This window comes from Cupriavidus sp. HY129, from assembly GCF_059492215.1.
Genome location: NZ_CP083255.1, coordinates 2329611 through 2344703 on the forward strand (window position 1 = coordinate 2329611; position 15093 = coordinate 2344703).

Below are 15093 nucleotides of genomic sequence, written 5' to 3' on the forward strand. Positions count from 1 at the left end.
GTCAAACGGCCTTGCGCGTCAGCCTCAGCCCGTTGAACACCACCAGCAGGCTCGCACCCATATCGGCAAACACGGCCATCCACATCGTGCCCATGCCCATCACGGTCAGGACCAGGAACACGGCCTTGATCCCCAGCGCGAGCGTGATGTTCTGCTTGAGGATGGTCGAAGTCTGGCGCGATAGCCGCACGAACGCCGGAATCTTGCGCAGGTCGTCATCCATCAGCGCCACGTCCGCAGTCTCGATGGCCGTATCCGTCCCGGCCGCGCCCATCGCGAAACCAATATCCGCCCGCGCCAGTGCCGGCGCATCGTTGATACCGTCACCGACCATGCCGACGCGGCCAGCGTGGGTGTGCGCCTGATCGGTCAGCGCGGCGATCGCATCGGCCTTGTCCTGCGGCAACTGATTGCCACGTACTTCATCGATGCCGACAAGCTCCCCGATGGTCTGGGCCGTATGCGGATTGTCGCCGGAGAGCATCAACGTCTTCACGCCGAGTTCATGGAGTTGCTCGATGGCCTGGCGGCTGGTTTCGCGCACCGTGTCGGCCACACCGAACAGCATCAGCGCGCGCGGCACTGCAGAATCCATCGCGGCCAGCAGAACGATGGTCTTGCCTTGCCGCTCGATGGCCTCGAGCCGGGCTTCGAGCGCAGGAGAGCAGGCGCCGAGATCATGAATCAGGCGATGGTTGCCAAGGCAGTACGCCACACCGTTGACAGTGCCACGCACGCCCTGCCCCGGCAGCGCCGCGAAATCCTGCACCTCGAAACGCGCCACGCCATCGGTTTCGGCCGCACGGGCCACCGCGAGCGAGACGGGGTGGTCGGAACGCGCCGCGATGCTTGCGGCAATCGCCCGAGCTTCCGGCGCGTCGTCGACGAGTAGCGCCATATCGGTCTGCGCGGGCTTGCCGTGCGTCAGCGTGCCCGTCTTGTCGAGCGCCAGCCAGGACAGTTGGCGCCCCTGCTCCAGGTAGACGCCGCCCTTGATCAGGATGCCGCGCCGCGCGGCAGCGGCCAGTCCGCTGACGATGGTGACCGGGGTCGAGATCACGAGCGCGCAGGGGCAGGCGATCACCAGCAGCACCAGCGCCTTGTAGATCCATGCAAGCCAGGCCTCGCCCATGAACAGCGGCGGGATCACTGCGACTGCGAGCGCAATCGCAAAGACCACCGGCGTGTAGATGCGCGCGAACTGGTCGACAAAGCGCTGCGTGGGCGCACGGCTGCCCTGCGCGGCTTCCACGGCGTGGATGATGCGGGCCAGCGTCGACTCATCGGCGGGCGCGGTCACCTCGTACTCGAGTTCGCCGGATTGGTTGATCGAACCGGCGAAGAGGCTGTCGCCCACGGACTTGTCGACCGGAACGCTCTCGCCCGTGATCGGCGCCTGATCCAGTGCCGACTGTCCCTTCAGGACGCGGCCGTCGAGTGCCACACGTTCACCAGGGCGCAACCGCACCATGGCGCCAAGCGGCACCTGACGCGCGTCCACCGGCTGCCAGCTTCCATCGGCCTGTCGCACGGTGGCCTGCTCCGGCGCCATCGCCATCAGCCCGCGCACAGCATTGCGCGCGCGATCCAGCGAGGCTGCCTCGATCCGCTCGGCCAGCGCGAACAGCACCATCACCATGGCCGCCTCAGGCCATTGGCCGATCAGCATCGCGCCCGTGACGGCGATGCTCATCAATGCGTTGATGTTCAGGTTGCCGTTGCGCACGGCGATCCAGCCCTTGCGATAGACGCCAAGACCGGCGAACAGCACGGTGGCCAGCGCCAGCGCGGCGGGCAGGTACGGCGTGGCAATCTGGAACCATTCGGCCACCTCGGCGCCCACGGCCAGCGCACCGGCAGCCGCCAGCGGCCACCACGGCTTGCCGGGCTCGGCGATGGCGGCCTTCGCGCCCGAGTCGGACAGCGGTTCGGCCTTCATCCCGAGCGAATCGATCGCCTTGACCACCGGGTCCAGCGAATCGAGCGTGTGGTGGACCGTCAGCACGCGCTGCATCAGGTTGAAATCGAGTGCCGCCACGCCGGCCATACCACCGATCTTGTTGCGGATCAGCGTCTCCTCGGTGGGGCAGTCCATCGCCTCGATGCGATAGGCTGCCGAGCGGGTGCCAGCCGGGGCGGCAACCGGTGTACTGACCGAAACCGATGCGCTGCAGGACGAGCCGCAGCACGCATTCGGCTGCGCCGCCTCGGGTGCCGCTTCATGTGCATGATTGTGATCATGCTTGTGGTCATGACCGTGCTCGTGACTGTGGTCGTGACTGTGTTCGCGGGAATGCGGATGATCGTGGTCATGCCCACGACCGTGCGCGGCCGAGGATGACGGCAGGACGTTATCAGGGGTGGTGCGAGCCATGTCAAATTCCATTGATTCTTGTTCCCTGCCATTGAAGACCCTTTAGTCGCTACAGGGTCAAGCGTCCAACGAAATACTTTGGAGCGGTGCAAACATGACATGAACGTAATGTTTGGCCGCTCGCCAAACGCCTATAATCGCCCCCCATGCGCCGCCTACTGCTTGTATTTCTCGCAATACTGCTGCCGCTCCAGTTCGCCTGGGCCGGCGCGGCGGCGTATTGCGCGCACGAAAAGGCGACCTCAGTCGATGCGCGGCAGTGGCACTTTGGCCACCACACGCACGAGCACAACGCCGCCGACAGCGACCGGCAAGCGCAAGACGCGAAGGACAGCAAATCGGCCAAGCTCCCCGACGGTGACTGCAATGCCTGTCATTTCCCGGGCTCACACGGCCTGTTCTCCGAGTTGGCGATGACCGGGGACTACCCGTTCGTCACCGTGCACTATCAGCCACGCGCCAGCGCGTTCGGCTCAATCCCGTCTCCCGTTCCGGACCGCCCTCAGTGGTCCCGTCTCGCCTAGCCGGCGAGACGCGGAAAGCCCCTTTCCAATCCACGCGCCCCTGAACGGCGCGCCTGTCGTCTCGCCGATTTTCTCCCGTTCGTATTGGTGAAACTCGATGAGAAACTTCCTTTCGCCGCCCGGTCTGGCGGCCGTGCTCCTTTGCCTGTCGCTGGGCCCCATCGTCAGTCCTGTCGCATCGGCGCAGGGCACGGCAGCCCTAGTACCGGCCCCAGTACCTGCTCAGGAACCGCCCAGCGCCTTGACGCTGGAAGCCGCGCTGGCACTGGCCACCGCGCAGAACCCGACACTGTCCGCTGCCCGCATCGAACTCGATTCGACCGAAGGCGGCATTACACAGGCACGCGTGATCCCGAACCCCGAGGTCGCCGTGCAGATGGAAGACACCCGCGCCGCCACACGCGCCACCACTGGCCAGGTCAACCTTCCGATCGAACTGGGCGGCAAGCGCAGCGCGCGGATTGGCGCCGCGAACCGCGCGCGCGACGTGGCCCAGGCACAGCTTGGCACCACGCAGGCCGACCTGCGGGCCGGCGTGATCGGCGCGTTCTTCAACGTGCTGGTCGCGCAGGAGCGCGTGCGGCTGGCGGCCGGCTCGGTCGACATCGCCACGCGCGGTGCGAACGCGGCGGCGCGGCGCGTGGCGGCTGGCAAGATCTCGCCAGTCGAGGAAACCAAGGCACAGGTCGAACTGGCCAACGCGCAGATTGAACGCTCCGAGGCCGACGCCGCACTGGTGGCGGCACGGCAGTCGCTCGCCACGCTATGGGGCAATCCGTCGCCACGCTTCACCGAGGCCAATGGCAACCTCGATGCATTGCCCGCCCGCCCTCTGGCACCAATGCTGCGCCAATCGCTCGACGGCGCCCCCGCGCTACTGGCGAGCGAGCGGGAACTCGATCGCCGGCAGGCCGAAATCAACGTCCAGCGCAGTCGTCAGTACCCGGACGTGACGGTGAGCGTCGGGGCCAAGCGCGACAACAGTTCGCCGGAGCGCGGCACCTATCCCGTGCTGGGTGTCGCCATTCCGCTGCCACTGTTCGACCGCAACCAAGGCAATCTGTACACAGCCATCCGTCAGGCCGACAAGGCCGCCGACGAACTCCGCGCAACACGCCTTCGGTTGGATCACGACCTGCAACATGCCTCGAGCCAGCTCGAAGTCTCCCGCTCCTCGGCGCTGAGCCTGCGCGAAACCGTGCTGCCAGCCGCCGAGCGCGCCTACCAGGCCGCATCGCAAGGCTTTGAAGCCGGCAAATTCAATTACCTCGAAGTCCTGGATGCCCAGCGCACGCTGTTCCAGGCACGCATCCGCTACCTCGGTGTGGTCGCCAATAGCTGGCAAGCCGCCACCACGATCGACCGCATCCTCGGCCGCTGACAGGAACCAACATGACCTTGACTCGAAAACAGGCCATCACCATCGCTGGCATCGTGATCGCCGGCCTGATCGCCGCGCTAGCCCTGCTGCTCTCCGGCCGTGGCGACGACCACGCGCACGAAGAGGGTGAGGCCGCGCACGGCCAGCCCGCGTCGAACGCTTCGGCTGAATCCGCGAAGACGCCGCAACAAGCCGAAGAGCCACCCGGACTGATCGAACTGACGCCAGAACAGATCCGCAACGCCAATCTGGACATCCGCGCCGCCGGCCCGGGCCGCATCCGCAGCGCGGTGGAATTCCCCGGCGAGATCAAGTTCAACGAAGACCGCACCGCGCACGTGGTGCCGCGCGTGGCAGGTGTTGTCGAATCGGTGTCCGCCAACCTTGGCCAGCGTGTGAAGAAAGGCGACCTGCTGGCAGTGTTCGCCAGCACGCAGTTATCGGATCAACGCAGTGAGTTGCTCGCCGCGCAGCGGCGTCTGGAACTGGCGCGCACCACCTACACCCGCGAAAAGAAGCTCTGGGAAGACAAGGTTTCCGCCGAGCAGGACTTCCTTGCAGCACGTACCGCGCTGCAGGAAGCCGAAATCGCCGAGCGCAACGCCGCCCAGAAGCTGACCGCCATTGGCGCGAAGCCCAGCGCCCGCGCCATCAACCAGTTCGAGCTGCGCGCCCCCTTCGACGGCATCGTCGTCGAAAAGCACCTGGCACTCGGCGAAGCCGTCGCGGCGGAAACCGCGGTCTTCACGATTTCCGATCTCAACACGGTCTGGGCCGAGTTCGTCATCGCGCCAAAGGACCTCGGGCATGTGAAGCTGGGCGAATCGGTACGTATAGCTTCTGCTGCGTTCGATGGCGAAGCGGAAGGCAAGGTCTCCTACGTCGGTGCCCTGCTCGGCCAGCAAACCCGTACCGCCACGGCCCGCGTGACGCTGCCGAACCCCGAGATGGCATGGCGTCCGGGTCTGTTCGTCACCGTCAGCGTGGCCACCGGCGACACCGAAGCCCCCGTGATCATCGAAGCGGATGCGGTGCAGGTCGAGGACGGCCAGAAGCAGGTGTTCGTTGAGGCGCCGGGAGGCTTCCTCGCCCGGGCGATCAAGACGGGCCGCACCGACGGCAAGCGCATCGAGATCGTCGACGGCCTAGCCGCCGGCGATCGCTATGTGGCGGGCAACAGCTTCGTGCTCAAGGCCGAACAGGGCAAGGGCAACGCCGAGCATTCGCACTGAACGGAGAGCCATTCATGTTCGAACGCATTCTCCGCTTCGCCATCGCGCAGCGATGGCTCGTGATGCTGGCGGTCCTCGGCATGGCCGGGCTCGGCATCTACAACTACAGCCGCCTGCCGATCGACGCCGTCCCGGACATCACCAACGTCCAGGTACAGATCAACACTTCGGCGCCCGGATACTCGCCGCTTGAAACCGAGCAGCGCGTCACCTATCCGCTGGAGGTCACCATCGCCGGCCTGCCGGGCCTGGAGCAGACCCGTTCGCTGTCGCGCTACGGCCTGTCCCAGATCACGGTGATCTTCAAGGACGGCACCGATATCTACTTCGCGCGCCAGCTCGTCAACCAGCGCATCCAGGAAGCCAAGGACAAGCTCCCGGAAGGCGTGGTGCCTGCCATGGGCCCCATCTCCACTGGCCTCGGCGAGATCTACCTGTGGACCGTCGAAGCCGAGCCGGATGCGCGCAAACCGGATGGCACGCCATACACGCCCACCGACCTGCGGGAGATCCAGGACTGGGTCATCAAGCCACAGTTGCGCAACGTGCCCGGCGTTACCGAAATCAACTCGATCGGCGGCTTCGCCAAGGAATACCTGGTGGCGCCAAGCCCTGAAAAGCTGGCCTCGTACGGCTTCTCGCTGCAGGACGTGGTGCAGGCGCTCGAACGCAACAACACCAATGTCGGCGCCGGCTATATCGAGCGGCGCGGCGAGCAGTACCTGGTGCGCGCGCCTGGTCAGGTCAAGTCTATCGACGACATCGGGGACGTCATCGTAGGCACCGCTCAGGGCCTGCCGATCCGTGTCCGTGATCTTGCCGAAGTGGGCCTTGGCCGGGAGCTGCGCACCGGTGCGGCCACCGACAACGGCCGCGAAGTAGTCCTGGGTACCGTCTTCATGCTGATCGGCGAAAACAGCCGCGCGGTATCCCAGGCCGTAGATGCGCGCATGGCCGTGATCAACAAGTCCCTGCCGGCAGGCATCAAGGCGGTCACCGTCTACGATCGGACCAATCTCGTCGACAAGGCCATCGCCACGGTCAAGAAGAACCTCCTCGAAGGGGCGGTGCTGGTGATCGCCATCCTGTTCCTGTTCCTTGGCAATCTGCGCGCGGCGTTGATCACGGCGATGGTGATCCCGCTGTCGATGCTGTTCACGTTCACGGGGATGGTGTCATACAAGATCAGCGCGAACCTGATGAGCCTGGGCGCGCTCGACTTCGGCATCATCGTCGACGGCGCCGTGGTGATCGTCGAGAACTGCGTCCGCCGTCTGGCTCATGCGAAAGAACGCCTGGGACGCCCGCTGACACGCGCCGAACGCTTCGAGGAAGTGTTCGCAGCCGCGAGCGAGGCACGCCGGCCACTGGTCTACGGCCAGCTCATCATCATGATCGTCTACATCCCGATCTTTGCGTTGAGTGGCGTGGAAGGCAAGATGTTCCACCCGATGGCGATGACCGTGGTGCTGGCGCTGATTGGCGCGCTGATCCTCTCCGTGACTTTCGTGCCGGCAGCCGTGGCGCTGTTTATTGGCGGCGGCGTCGAGGAAAAGGAAAACCGCATCATGGGCTGGGCTCGCCGCGGGTACGAGCCGGTGCTCAAGCGTGCCCTGGCCAATACGCCGGTGGTGCTCGCCGGCGCGGGCATGGCGGTACTGCTTAGCGGGCTGGTGGCGCTGCGCCTCGGGAGCGAGTTCATCCCCAACCTGAACGAAGGCGATTTCTCGGTACAGGCGCTGCGCATTCCGGGTACCAGCCTGACGCAGTCGGTGGCGATGCAGCAGCAGATCGAGACGCGCCTCAAGGCAACCTTCCCCGAGATCGAGCGCATTTTCGCGCGCACGGGTACCGCGGAGATCGCATCGGATCCGATGCCTCCCAATATCTCGGATGCCTACATCATGCTCAAACCACGTGACAAGTGGCCAGATCCCTCCCGTTCCCGCGAGTCGCTGCGCACCGCGATCGAAGCCGAACTGGAGAAGATTCCGGGCAATCGCTACGAGTTCTCGCAGCCGATCCAGTTACGTTTCAACGAGCTGATTTCAGGCGTGCGCAGTGACGTGGCGGTCAAGCTGTTCGGCGACGATAACGAGGTGCTTGATACCACGGCGCAGCGTATCGCCAAGGTCCTGCAGACCGTATCCGGCGCCACGGAAGTCAAGGTCGAACAGACCACGGGTCTGCCGGTGCTGACCGTCGACGTCGACCGCGCCCGCGCGGCACGCTACGGGCTGAACATGATCGACGTCCAGGACACCGTCGCCATCGCCGTGGGCGGCCGCGACGCCGGCGTGTTCTACCAGGGCGACCGCCGCTTCAACATTGGCGTGCGCCTGCCGGAAGGCATTCGCGCCGACGTGGAAGCGCTGCGACGTCTGCCGATCCCCCTGCCCAAGGGCACCAACGCGGCAACAAGCTACATTCCGCTCGGCGAAGTCGCCACGCTAACCATTGCGCCAGGTCCGAACCAGATCTCACGGGAAAATGGCAAGCGCCGCATCGTCATCAGCGCCAATGTGCGCGGGCGGGATCTCGGCACCTTCGTCCCCGAAGCCATGGCCGCCATCGACACGCGCGTGAAGATCCCCACCGGCTACTGGATTGCCTGGGGTGGCACATTCGAGCAGTTGCAGTCGGCGACGGAACGGCTCCAGATCGTCGTGCCCGTGGCGCTGCTGATGGTATTCGTACTGCTGTTCGCCATGTTCGGCAATGTGCGCGACGGGTTGATCGTCTTCACCGGGATTCCGTTTGCATTGACCGGTGGCGTCCTGGCCTTGTGGATGCGCGGTATTCCGTTGTCGATCTCCGCGGCGGTGGGCTTCATCGCGCTCTCGGGTGTGGCGGTACTCAACGGACTGGTCATGCTCTCGTTTATCCGCTCGCTGCGTGAGGAAGGCCGATCGCTCGATGATGCCGTATTCAACGGCGCGTTGACGCGGCTGCGCCCTGTGCTGATGACGGCGCTCGTGGCATCGCTCGGATTCGTGCCGATGGCGATTGCCACGGGCACCGGCGCAGAGGTGCAGCGGCCACTGGCCACTGTCGTGATCGGCGGGATACTGTCATCCACCGCGCTGACGCTGCTGGTGCTGCCTGTGCTGTATCGCTGGGCCCACGGCCGATTGGCGAGCCGCTGACATGACTGCCCCCTCTGCCGCGAACGCGGGAGAGGGGGCAGGAGAAAACCGGGGAAAGAAGAAGGAGGCGGAAAGAGGCGGGCGACGACGGTCTGGCCGCTCACCCGCAATACGTCATTGCGTCAGTGTTCGCAGTTGACCATCCACGTCATGCCGAACCGGTCGACGAGCATCCCGAACCCCTCGGCCCAGAATGTCTTCTGGTAAGGCATGAACACCTGACCGCCTTCGGCCAGCGCATTGAATATCCGCTGCCCCTCTGCATTTGGCACATCGCCCACCGACATCATGAAGCCGGAGAACGCGGGGGTCTGCCCCTCCCGGCCGTCCGATGCCATGAACTGGCTGTCTCCCACCTGGATATTCGCGTGCATGACTTTCTCGGCCCAGGCGGGCGATGGCTTGGGCTGCCCTTCGGGCGCGTCCTTGTAGCGCATCATAAACGTCACTTTGGCGCCCATCACCTTGCCGTAGAACGCCATTGCCTCGTCAAAACGGCCGCCGAAATCGAGATACGGTTGCACCTGCATGTCGGTCTCCTTACGTGGAGCGGGCATAGCCCGCGAGCCGACTATTATGCGCCTGCCCTACTGACAGCTTTGTCAGGAAAGTCGAGTTCGAACCTGGTCTGTCCGTCCACGCTGCGCACCGACACGCTGCCGCCATGCAGCCGCATGATGGTGTCGACAATGGCAAGGCCGAGACCTGTGGATTTGGCCGAGTCGCGACGTGACGGATCGGCGCGATAGAAGCGTGCAAAAAGGTGTGGCAGCGCCTCCGGAGCGATCCCGGGTCCGCAGTTCACCACCCTGATGACGGTGTGGCCCGGCTGTCCACGTGACACGGCCAATTGCACCGTGCTGCCTGCTGGCGCGTGACGCAGGGCGTTATCCAGCAGATTGATGATGGCGCGCCGCAGCAATGGCTGGTCCGCAGTCACCGTGGCCGCGCCGGCGACGGAGAGCGTCAGGTCGCGGTCGGCGGCCACAGCTTCGAAATACTCCGCCACCTTGTCCAGTTCCGCCCGCGCATCGAGTGGCCGCGCCCCGAGTGCCACCTGTGCGTTGTCGGCGCGCGCCAGGAACAGCATGTTTTCGATCATGCGCGATAGCCGCTCGTACTCCTCGAGATTCGACTCGAGCAACGATTCATACTCCGGCGCCGTGCGTCGCTGAGCCAGCGTGACCTGCGTCTGGCCCACGAGGTTGCTGATCGGTGTGCGGAAGTCGTGCGCCAGATCGGCCGAGAACGTGGAAAGCCGCGTGAAGCTGTCCTGCAGGCGCGCGAGCATACCGTTGAACGCGCCCGCCAGATCGCGCAGTTCCTCCGGTGCGCTGCCTACGTCGAGCCGCGTCGCCAGCCGGCTCGTGGTCACGGCCGCCGCATCGCTCGCCATCCGCCGCAATGGCCGCAAGCCGCGCCGCGCCAGCAGGAAACCAAGGGCCGCCGCCACGATCGCACCGCACAGGACCGCCACGAGCAATCGGCTGTGATACTCGCGCATCAGCGCCACGCGATATCCCGCGTCGCTGAGCACGACGATTTCCACAGTCTGGCCGGAGTCGCCAATCTGGCCCAATGCGACGATGCCGCGTGACGGCACACCGTTGCGCGGATACCAGGTCTGCAATTGAGTCGTATCGGGCGCCGTGGCGAGCGGCAGGACGCGCAGGTCCGGAACCCGCTCATTGCGCGGATTGAGGGTGACCAGCGGATCGCCGTCCAACGTGCGGACCACGAGCACCAGCCCTTCGTGCCCCATCGCGATATCGGCAAATCGGTGTGTGTCCGCGCGAACTTCGGCCTCACTGCCAACTTCACGCAGCAGATGGCGCACCAGCAGCACCTCGCCAACAAGCTCGCCTTCATCGCGCGCCTGCAACTGGTTGCCCAGCGAACTCGACAGATACGTTGCCACGCCAACCAGCACCGCCGCTGTGGTCAGCCCATAGGCCAGCGCCAGCCGCGTAGTCAGCGATGCCGGCATGGCGGCCTGCAGCTTTGACAGCAACCGCATCATGCCTCGTCGAATTCGTCGAGTACGTAGCCCATGCCGCGGCGGGTATGGATCAGCTTGTTCGGGAACGGGTCATCCACCTTCGCACGCAGGCGTCGGATCGACACGTCCACGACGTTGGTGTTGCTGTCGAAGTTCATATCCCAGACCTGCGACGCAATCAGCGAGCGTGACAAAACCTCGCCACGGCGCCGCGCCAGCAATTGCAGCAGCGCGAACTCCTTCGAGGTGAGGTCGATTTTCTGCCCCGCGCGGGTCACGCGGCGGCGGATGGTGTCGATCTGCAGGTCGGCCACCTCGATGAATTCGCTCTCGCGCAGCGGGCCACGCCGCAGGATCGTCCGGATACGCGCCACCAGTTCGGCAAACGCGAACGGCTTGACCATGTAGTCGTCTGCGCCCAGTTCCAGCCCCTTGAGCCGATCGGACAATTCGTCACGCGCGGTCAGGCACAGCACGGGCGTGTCCTTGTCCCGGCGCAGTTCGCGCAATACCTGCCAGCCATCCATGCCGGGCAGCATCACGTCGAGCACGATCAGGTCATAGTGCTGCTCGCGTGCGTGGGCCAGCCCATCCACGCCGTCGCGGGCCAGATCGGCCACGAAGCCCGACTCGGTGAGTCCCTTGAGCAGATAATCACCGGCCTTCGGCTCGTCTTCGACAATCAGGATGCGCATGTTGGTTCACTTCCGAGCCGGTATGGTACCGGCCCATTATTCGAGGTTCTGGATATAGACCGAGACACTAGCGGAGCTTTGCCACGAATTGGCGAACATTGCACGAATGTCATCTTGATATAGCCATTTTGCAACCGTTTGAGGCAGTACAATGCTGCAACTGCTCAACACAGGCAGTTTGATCCCGCGCAAGTTCCCAATTTCCTCGATGAAACGCCCGTTCTCCGGTCTCCTGTTGTGCCTTGCCTCACTCGCGCTGCCTGTCCAGGGCGCGGCTGCGGCTGATATGGCGGCCTGCGAATTGACGGAAGCAATCGGCCTGTCGATGCCCGAGCGGCACGCGGCGATCAAGATCGAAGCGGAAGCGGAGATTGGCCAGTTGAATGGCCTCAATGGAACGCAGGCCCAATGCGAGATAGGCCAGATCGGCCAGATGGGCCCCGGGCGAGGGCTGGAGGATGACCTGCCAGTCTGGCAGGATGCCCGACCAGCCGTTGATGCGCCGAATCACCCCGGCAAGCAACCGGGCGCAGCCGCCAGCAATGCGATGCTGTTGCAGGAATTACCACCCGCGGCGATGCAGTACCAGCGTCATGCGCAGCCGCTGGCCATTACCGCCTTCACAGCCCTACCGATCCTGACTGCCGAGCGTTGCTGACGCATCCGGCCAGCCAATGATGCCGATACACCAGGCGCCCATGCGCCCGGTGGGGTACCGCATCGCTACTCGACGCGATAGAAGTCGATCGACTGCCCGGCATTGACCGCGCGTTGCAGCCAATCAGGGTATTCCCCATTACCGTCCCAGGTTTGCCCCATGGCGTTGCGGTACATCACACGCGGCGGCGCATCTGGCGTCGGCGTTGCGGCTTTCGCAACGGCCTCGGCCTGATCGGCAACTTCGATATGCGCATCGGCAAAACAGCCGGCCTCGACCAAGTCTTCGAACGTCAGGCCGTGACGCTCCATCTGTTCGTGGACCCACACCACCGCGGCTTGTTTGGCTGACTCAGACTCGGACATGACTCATCGTGCGCGCCTGTCGACATGGCTGGACAGGCTGGAGAAAGGAAATTCTTGGGGGACGGCCCGCGCAGCGTGCATTGCGAACCAGATTGAGATTCTACAGGTTGTTTGGCGTGGATTTGTCGCCAAGGCCGAATTCATTGTCCGGTCGGCATCCTGTCCTGCAATCGTATCGCATTGCCCCAGACAAATGACATCAATGTCATTCAAGGGTCATGTTCGCGTCGGGGCCTGCTCTCTAGACTGCATTCCAAGGTCGCGCAACGACCGATCAGACGCTCCAGCAAGCCGTGAACAACCGGTAACCCATATCACGAAGAGGATTCCAAGATGCGAACCATCAAGCAAGCCCTGCTCTACACTGCCCTGACCGCCACCCTCGCCGGCGTCGCCGGATTGGCCAATGCCGCGCCGCGCAGCGCGGATCCGTTCACCGACGGCGCGCGCGTCACCAATCGCGATGGCCTGGTCGAGCGCACCGGCACACGCGATCCGTACACCGATGGTGGTCGCGCCATCCACGATCCGCGCAGCCCGTACACAGACGGCGGCTTCAGCGCAACGGGCAAGCGCGACGTGTTCACCGACGGGGCCTGATACAGGATGTCGCTCGATGCGTGACGCGTCATGACACGCTCACGCATCGACATCGGCCATCGCCAGTTCAGTGAACTGCGCCGCAGGCATCGGCCTGCCAAGTAGATAGCCCTGTAACGCATCACACCCCAGACCTGCCAGGAACGACCGCTGAGCGGTCGTTTCCACGCCCTCAGCCACTACCTGCAAATTCAGCGTTCGGCCCAGCGCCACGATGGCCGATACGATCGCGGCATCCTCGCTGTCCTCAGCGAGATCGCGCACGAATCCCCGGTCGATCTTCAATTCGCTCGCTGGGATGCGCTTCAGATGCAGCAGGCTTGAATATCCAGTACCGAAATCATCGATCGCAATCCGCACGCCCATCTCGTCGAGCTGGGTCATGATCGCGAGCGTGGTCTCCACATCGCGCATGGCGGTAGTTTCCGTAATCTCGAGCGTCAATCGTCTTGGCTCGACCTTATGCCGCGCTAACGCCTCGGCTACCGACTCGACCATGCCCACATGACAGAACTGCAGCGCGGAAAGGTTGACCGCCATCGACCAATGCTTGTGCCCCATGTCGTGCCATAACGCCAATTGCCGGCACGCCTCGTTGAGTACCCACGTCCCGATCGGCACGATCGCTCCGGTCTTCTCAGCCAGCGTGATGAACTGGTCCGGCATCAGTTGGCCCTGCACGGGATGATTCCAGCGCAGCAACGCCTCGGCGCCTACCAGCACATTGTCGACAGCCGAGAACTTCGGCTGATAGTGCAACTGCAATTGCCCGTTTCTCAGGGCCGCGCGCAAGTCCTGGATCAGCATCTGCTGCGCCCGCGCCTGATGGTTCATCGACCGCTCGAAGAAGTAGCTCGCGTTCCGGCCTGATGCCTTCGCGTGGTACATCGCGGCGTCGGCATTGGTCATCAACGCGTCCTGATCCTGTCCGTCGACCGGGTAGATCGCGATGCCGATGCTGCCTGAAACGTGCAACATGTGGCCCGCCACATTTGCGGGCTCTCGCAGCACGTCGATCAGCTTCCCGGCGACGACACCCGCATCCTCAGGTTCGTCGACGTGGACCAGCAGCACGAATTCATCGCCACCGACACGCGCGATCGTATCTTCCGACGAGACCGATGCCCGCAGCCGACTGGCGATTTCCACCAACAGCCCGTCGCCGACCTGGTGTCCGTAGGTATCGTTGACGCCCTTGAATCCATCCAGATCGACGAAAAGCACGGCAAAACGGCCATGCTGCCGGGCCGCTGCCTGAATCGCCAGCGTGAAACGGTCTTCCAGCAGCACGCGGTTCGGCAGATGGGTGAGCTTGTCGTGTAGCGCCAGAAATTCCAGCTCTTCGTTCGCGACGCCCAACGCGTCGGCCAGCACCGCCGTGCGCATTTCCAGGCGCATGTCGAGCACCGACGTAATCAGCGCCACGGCCAGGACGCAGATCGTGATCACGAGAATGGGCAGCGCCAGCGTATTGCCCTGCAGCCCGCCGCCCGCTGCGCCACACACACTACCGATAGGAAACCTCGCCGCGGCCATGCCGGTGTAGTGCATCGCCGCGACGGCGCCGCCCATCACCAGTGCCGCCCCAAAGCGCAGTTGATGCACGCGCGGCATGTGCCGCCGCAATCGGAAGGCAATCCAGAGCGCCGCCCCGGATGCCCCCACGGCGATCAGGATCGACAATAGAAACAACCACGGGTCGTACTGAATGCCCGGTTGCATGCGCAATGCCGCCATGCCCGTGTAATGCATGCTGGCTACGGCCCCGCCGAGCACCAGCGCGCCAAGCGCCAGTCGCCTGCGCGGCAGATGCTCCAGGCAGACGAGCCGCAGCGCGAATGCCGAGGCAACAATGGCGATCAGCAGTGAGACAGCCGTGATGGCGGGGTCGTAGCCCAGCGGAATCGGCAGGCTGAACGACAACATGCCCAGGAAGTGCATCGACCAGATGCCAAGCCCCATGGCCACTGCCCCGCCGGCCAGCCACAGCCGCGCATAGCGGCCGCTCGCGGTGGAGATGCGCCCTGCCATGTCCAGCGCGGTATAGGAAGCGAGAACGGCAACAATGACCGAAAACAGGACGAGTAACGCGTCGTAACTGGCGGGAAACATGGTGGGG

12 protein-coding genes are annotated in these 15093 nt (G+C 64.4%); 6 read left to right on the forward strand and 6 right to left on the reverse strand.

Annotation, left to right across the window (positions count from 1 at the left end):
• Position 1: 1 nt before the first annotated feature.
• A complete protein-coding gene (locus tag K6G35_RS26725) occupies positions 2-2374 on the reverse strand; it encodes a heavy metal translocating P-type ATPase (protein ID WP_495676620.1) in 2373 nt (790 codons plus the stop codon).
• A gap of 146 nt (positions 2375-2520) precedes the next feature.
• Between K6G35_RS26725 and czcI the strand changes: the two genes are divergently transcribed.
• From czcI to K6G35_RS26745, 4 genes are all read left to right on the forward strand, one after another.
• Entirely contained in the window at positions 2521-2898 is a 378-nt protein-coding gene (czcI, locus tag K6G35_RS26730) for a cation efflux protein, CzcI family (RefSeq protein WP_495676621.1), read from the forward strand.
• 97 nt (positions 2899-2995) lie between these two features.
• Positions 2996-4279, forward strand: coding sequence for a TolC family protein (locus K6G35_RS26735; protein ID WP_495676622.1), 1284 nt, complete (start codon positions 2996-2998; stop codon positions 4277-4279).
• Positions 4280-4290: 11 nt separating this feature from the next.
• The gene (locus tag K6G35_RS26740; RefSeq protein ID WP_495676623.1) at positions 4291-5511 is read left to right on the forward strand and encodes an efflux RND transporter periplasmic adaptor subunit; all 1221 of its coding nucleotides are present in this window, start codon (positions 4291-4293) and stop codon (positions 5509-5511) included.
• A gap of 14 nt (positions 5512-5525) precedes the next feature.
• Entirely contained in the window at positions 5526-8657 is a 3132-nt protein-coding gene (locus K6G35_RS26745) for a CusA/CzcA family heavy metal efflux RND transporter (RefSeq protein WP_495676624.1), read from the forward strand.
• Positions 8658-8779: 122 nt separating this feature from the next.
• Here K6G35_RS26745 and K6G35_RS26750 read toward each other — a convergent pair whose 3' ends face one another.
• From K6G35_RS26750 to K6G35_RS26760, 3 genes are read right to left on the reverse strand one after another with little or no spacing between them, the layout of a single operon-like run.
• Entirely contained in the window at positions 8780-9187 is a 408-nt protein-coding gene (locus K6G35_RS26750) for a VOC family protein (protein ID WP_008646756.1), read from the reverse strand.
• Positions 9188-9231: 44 nt separating this feature from the next.
• Entirely contained in the window at positions 9232-10674 is a 1443-nt protein-coding gene (locus tag K6G35_RS26755) for a heavy metal sensor histidine kinase (protein WP_495677138.1), read from the reverse strand.
• Positions 10674-11351 (reverse strand): heavy metal response regulator transcription factor, encoded by a 678-nt coding sequence (locus tag K6G35_RS26760; RefSeq protein WP_008646759.1) that lies wholly within the window; start codon positions 11349-11351, stop codon positions 10674-10676. Before K6G35_RS26760 ends, K6G35_RS26755 begins: the two co-directional genes overlap by 1 nt.
• Positions 11352-11502: 151 nt before the next feature.
• On the opposite strand from K6G35_RS26760, the gene K6G35_RS26765 reads away from it, so the two are divergent.
• Complete coding sequence (locus tag K6G35_RS26765) at positions 11503-12009, forward strand: hypothetical protein (RefSeq protein WP_286881763.1); 507 nt, start codon at positions 11503-11505, stop codon at positions 12007-12009.
• A 65-nt stretch (positions 12010-12074) separates the two neighbouring features.
• Here K6G35_RS26765 and K6G35_RS26770 read toward each other — a convergent pair whose 3' ends face one another.
• Positions 12075-12374: an H-NS family nucleoid-associated regulatory protein gene (locus K6G35_RS26770; protein WP_008646763.1), complete on the reverse strand. Its 300-nt coding sequence runs from the start codon at positions 12372-12374 to the stop codon at positions 12075-12077.
• Positions 12375-12707: 333 nt separating this feature from the next.
• Between K6G35_RS26770 and K6G35_RS26775 the strand changes: the two genes are divergently transcribed.
• A complete protein-coding gene (locus K6G35_RS26775) occupies positions 12708-12974 on the forward strand; it encodes a hypothetical protein (protein WP_035883501.1) in 267 nt (88 codons plus the stop codon).
• 39 nt (positions 12975-13013) lie between these two features.
• Here K6G35_RS26775 and K6G35_RS26780 read toward each other — a convergent pair whose 3' ends face one another.
• Positions 13014-15086 carry a putative bifunctional diguanylate cyclase/phosphodiesterase gene (locus K6G35_RS26780; RefSeq protein WP_286881812.1) on the reverse strand — a complete coding sequence of 691 codons (2073 nt, stop codon included), beginning with the start codon at positions 15084-15086 and terminating at the stop codon, positions 13014-13016.
• Positions 15087-15093 lie beyond the last annotated feature (7 nt).

Bases quoted from the DNA above. Each gene is read 5' to 3' on its own strand.
- K6G35_RS26725 (WP_495676620.1), bottom strand. From the start codon at position 2,374: ATGGCTCGCACCACCCCTGATAACGTCCTGCCGTCATCCTCGGCCGCG.
- czcI (WP_495676621.1), top strand. From the start codon at position 2,521: ATGCGCCGCCTACTGCTTGTATTTCTCGCAATACTGCTGCCGCTCCAG.
- K6G35_RS26735 (WP_495676622.1), top strand. From the start codon at position 2,996: ATGAGAAACTTCCTTTCGCCGCCCGGTCTGGCGGCCGTGCTCCTTTGC.
- K6G35_RS26740 (WP_495676623.1), top strand. From the start codon at position 4,291: ATGACCTTGACTCGAAAACAGGCCATCACCATCGCTGGCATCGTGATC.
- K6G35_RS26745 (WP_495676624.1), top strand. From the start codon at position 5,526: ATGTTCGAACGCATTCTCCGCTTCGCCATCGCGCAGCGATGGCTCGTG.
- K6G35_RS26750 (WP_008646756.1), bottom strand. From the start codon at position 9,187: ATGCAGGTGCAACCGTATCTCGATTTCGGCGGCCGTTTTGACGAGGCA.
- K6G35_RS26755 (WP_495677138.1), bottom strand. From the start codon at position 10,674: ATGCGGTTGCTGTCAAAGCTGCAGGCCGCCATGCCGGCATCGCTGACT.
- K6G35_RS26760 (WP_008646759.1), bottom strand. From the start codon at position 11,351: ATGCGCATCCTGATTGTCGAAGACGAGCCGAAGGCCGGTGATTATCTG.
- K6G35_RS26765 (WP_286881763.1), top strand. From the start codon at position 11,503: ATGCTGCAACTGCTCAACACAGGCAGTTTGATCCCGCGCAAGTTCCCA.
- K6G35_RS26770 (WP_008646763.1), bottom strand. From the start codon at position 12,374: ATGTCCGAGTCTGAGTCAGCCAAACAAGCCGCGGTGGTGTGGGTCCAC.
- K6G35_RS26775 (WP_035883501.1), top strand. From the start codon at position 12,708: ATGCGAACCATCAAGCAAGCCCTGCTCTACACTGCCCTGACCGCCACC.
- K6G35_RS26780 (WP_286881812.1), bottom strand. From the start codon at position 15,086: ATGTTTCCCGCCAGTTACGACGCGTTACTCGTCCTGTTTTCGGTCATT.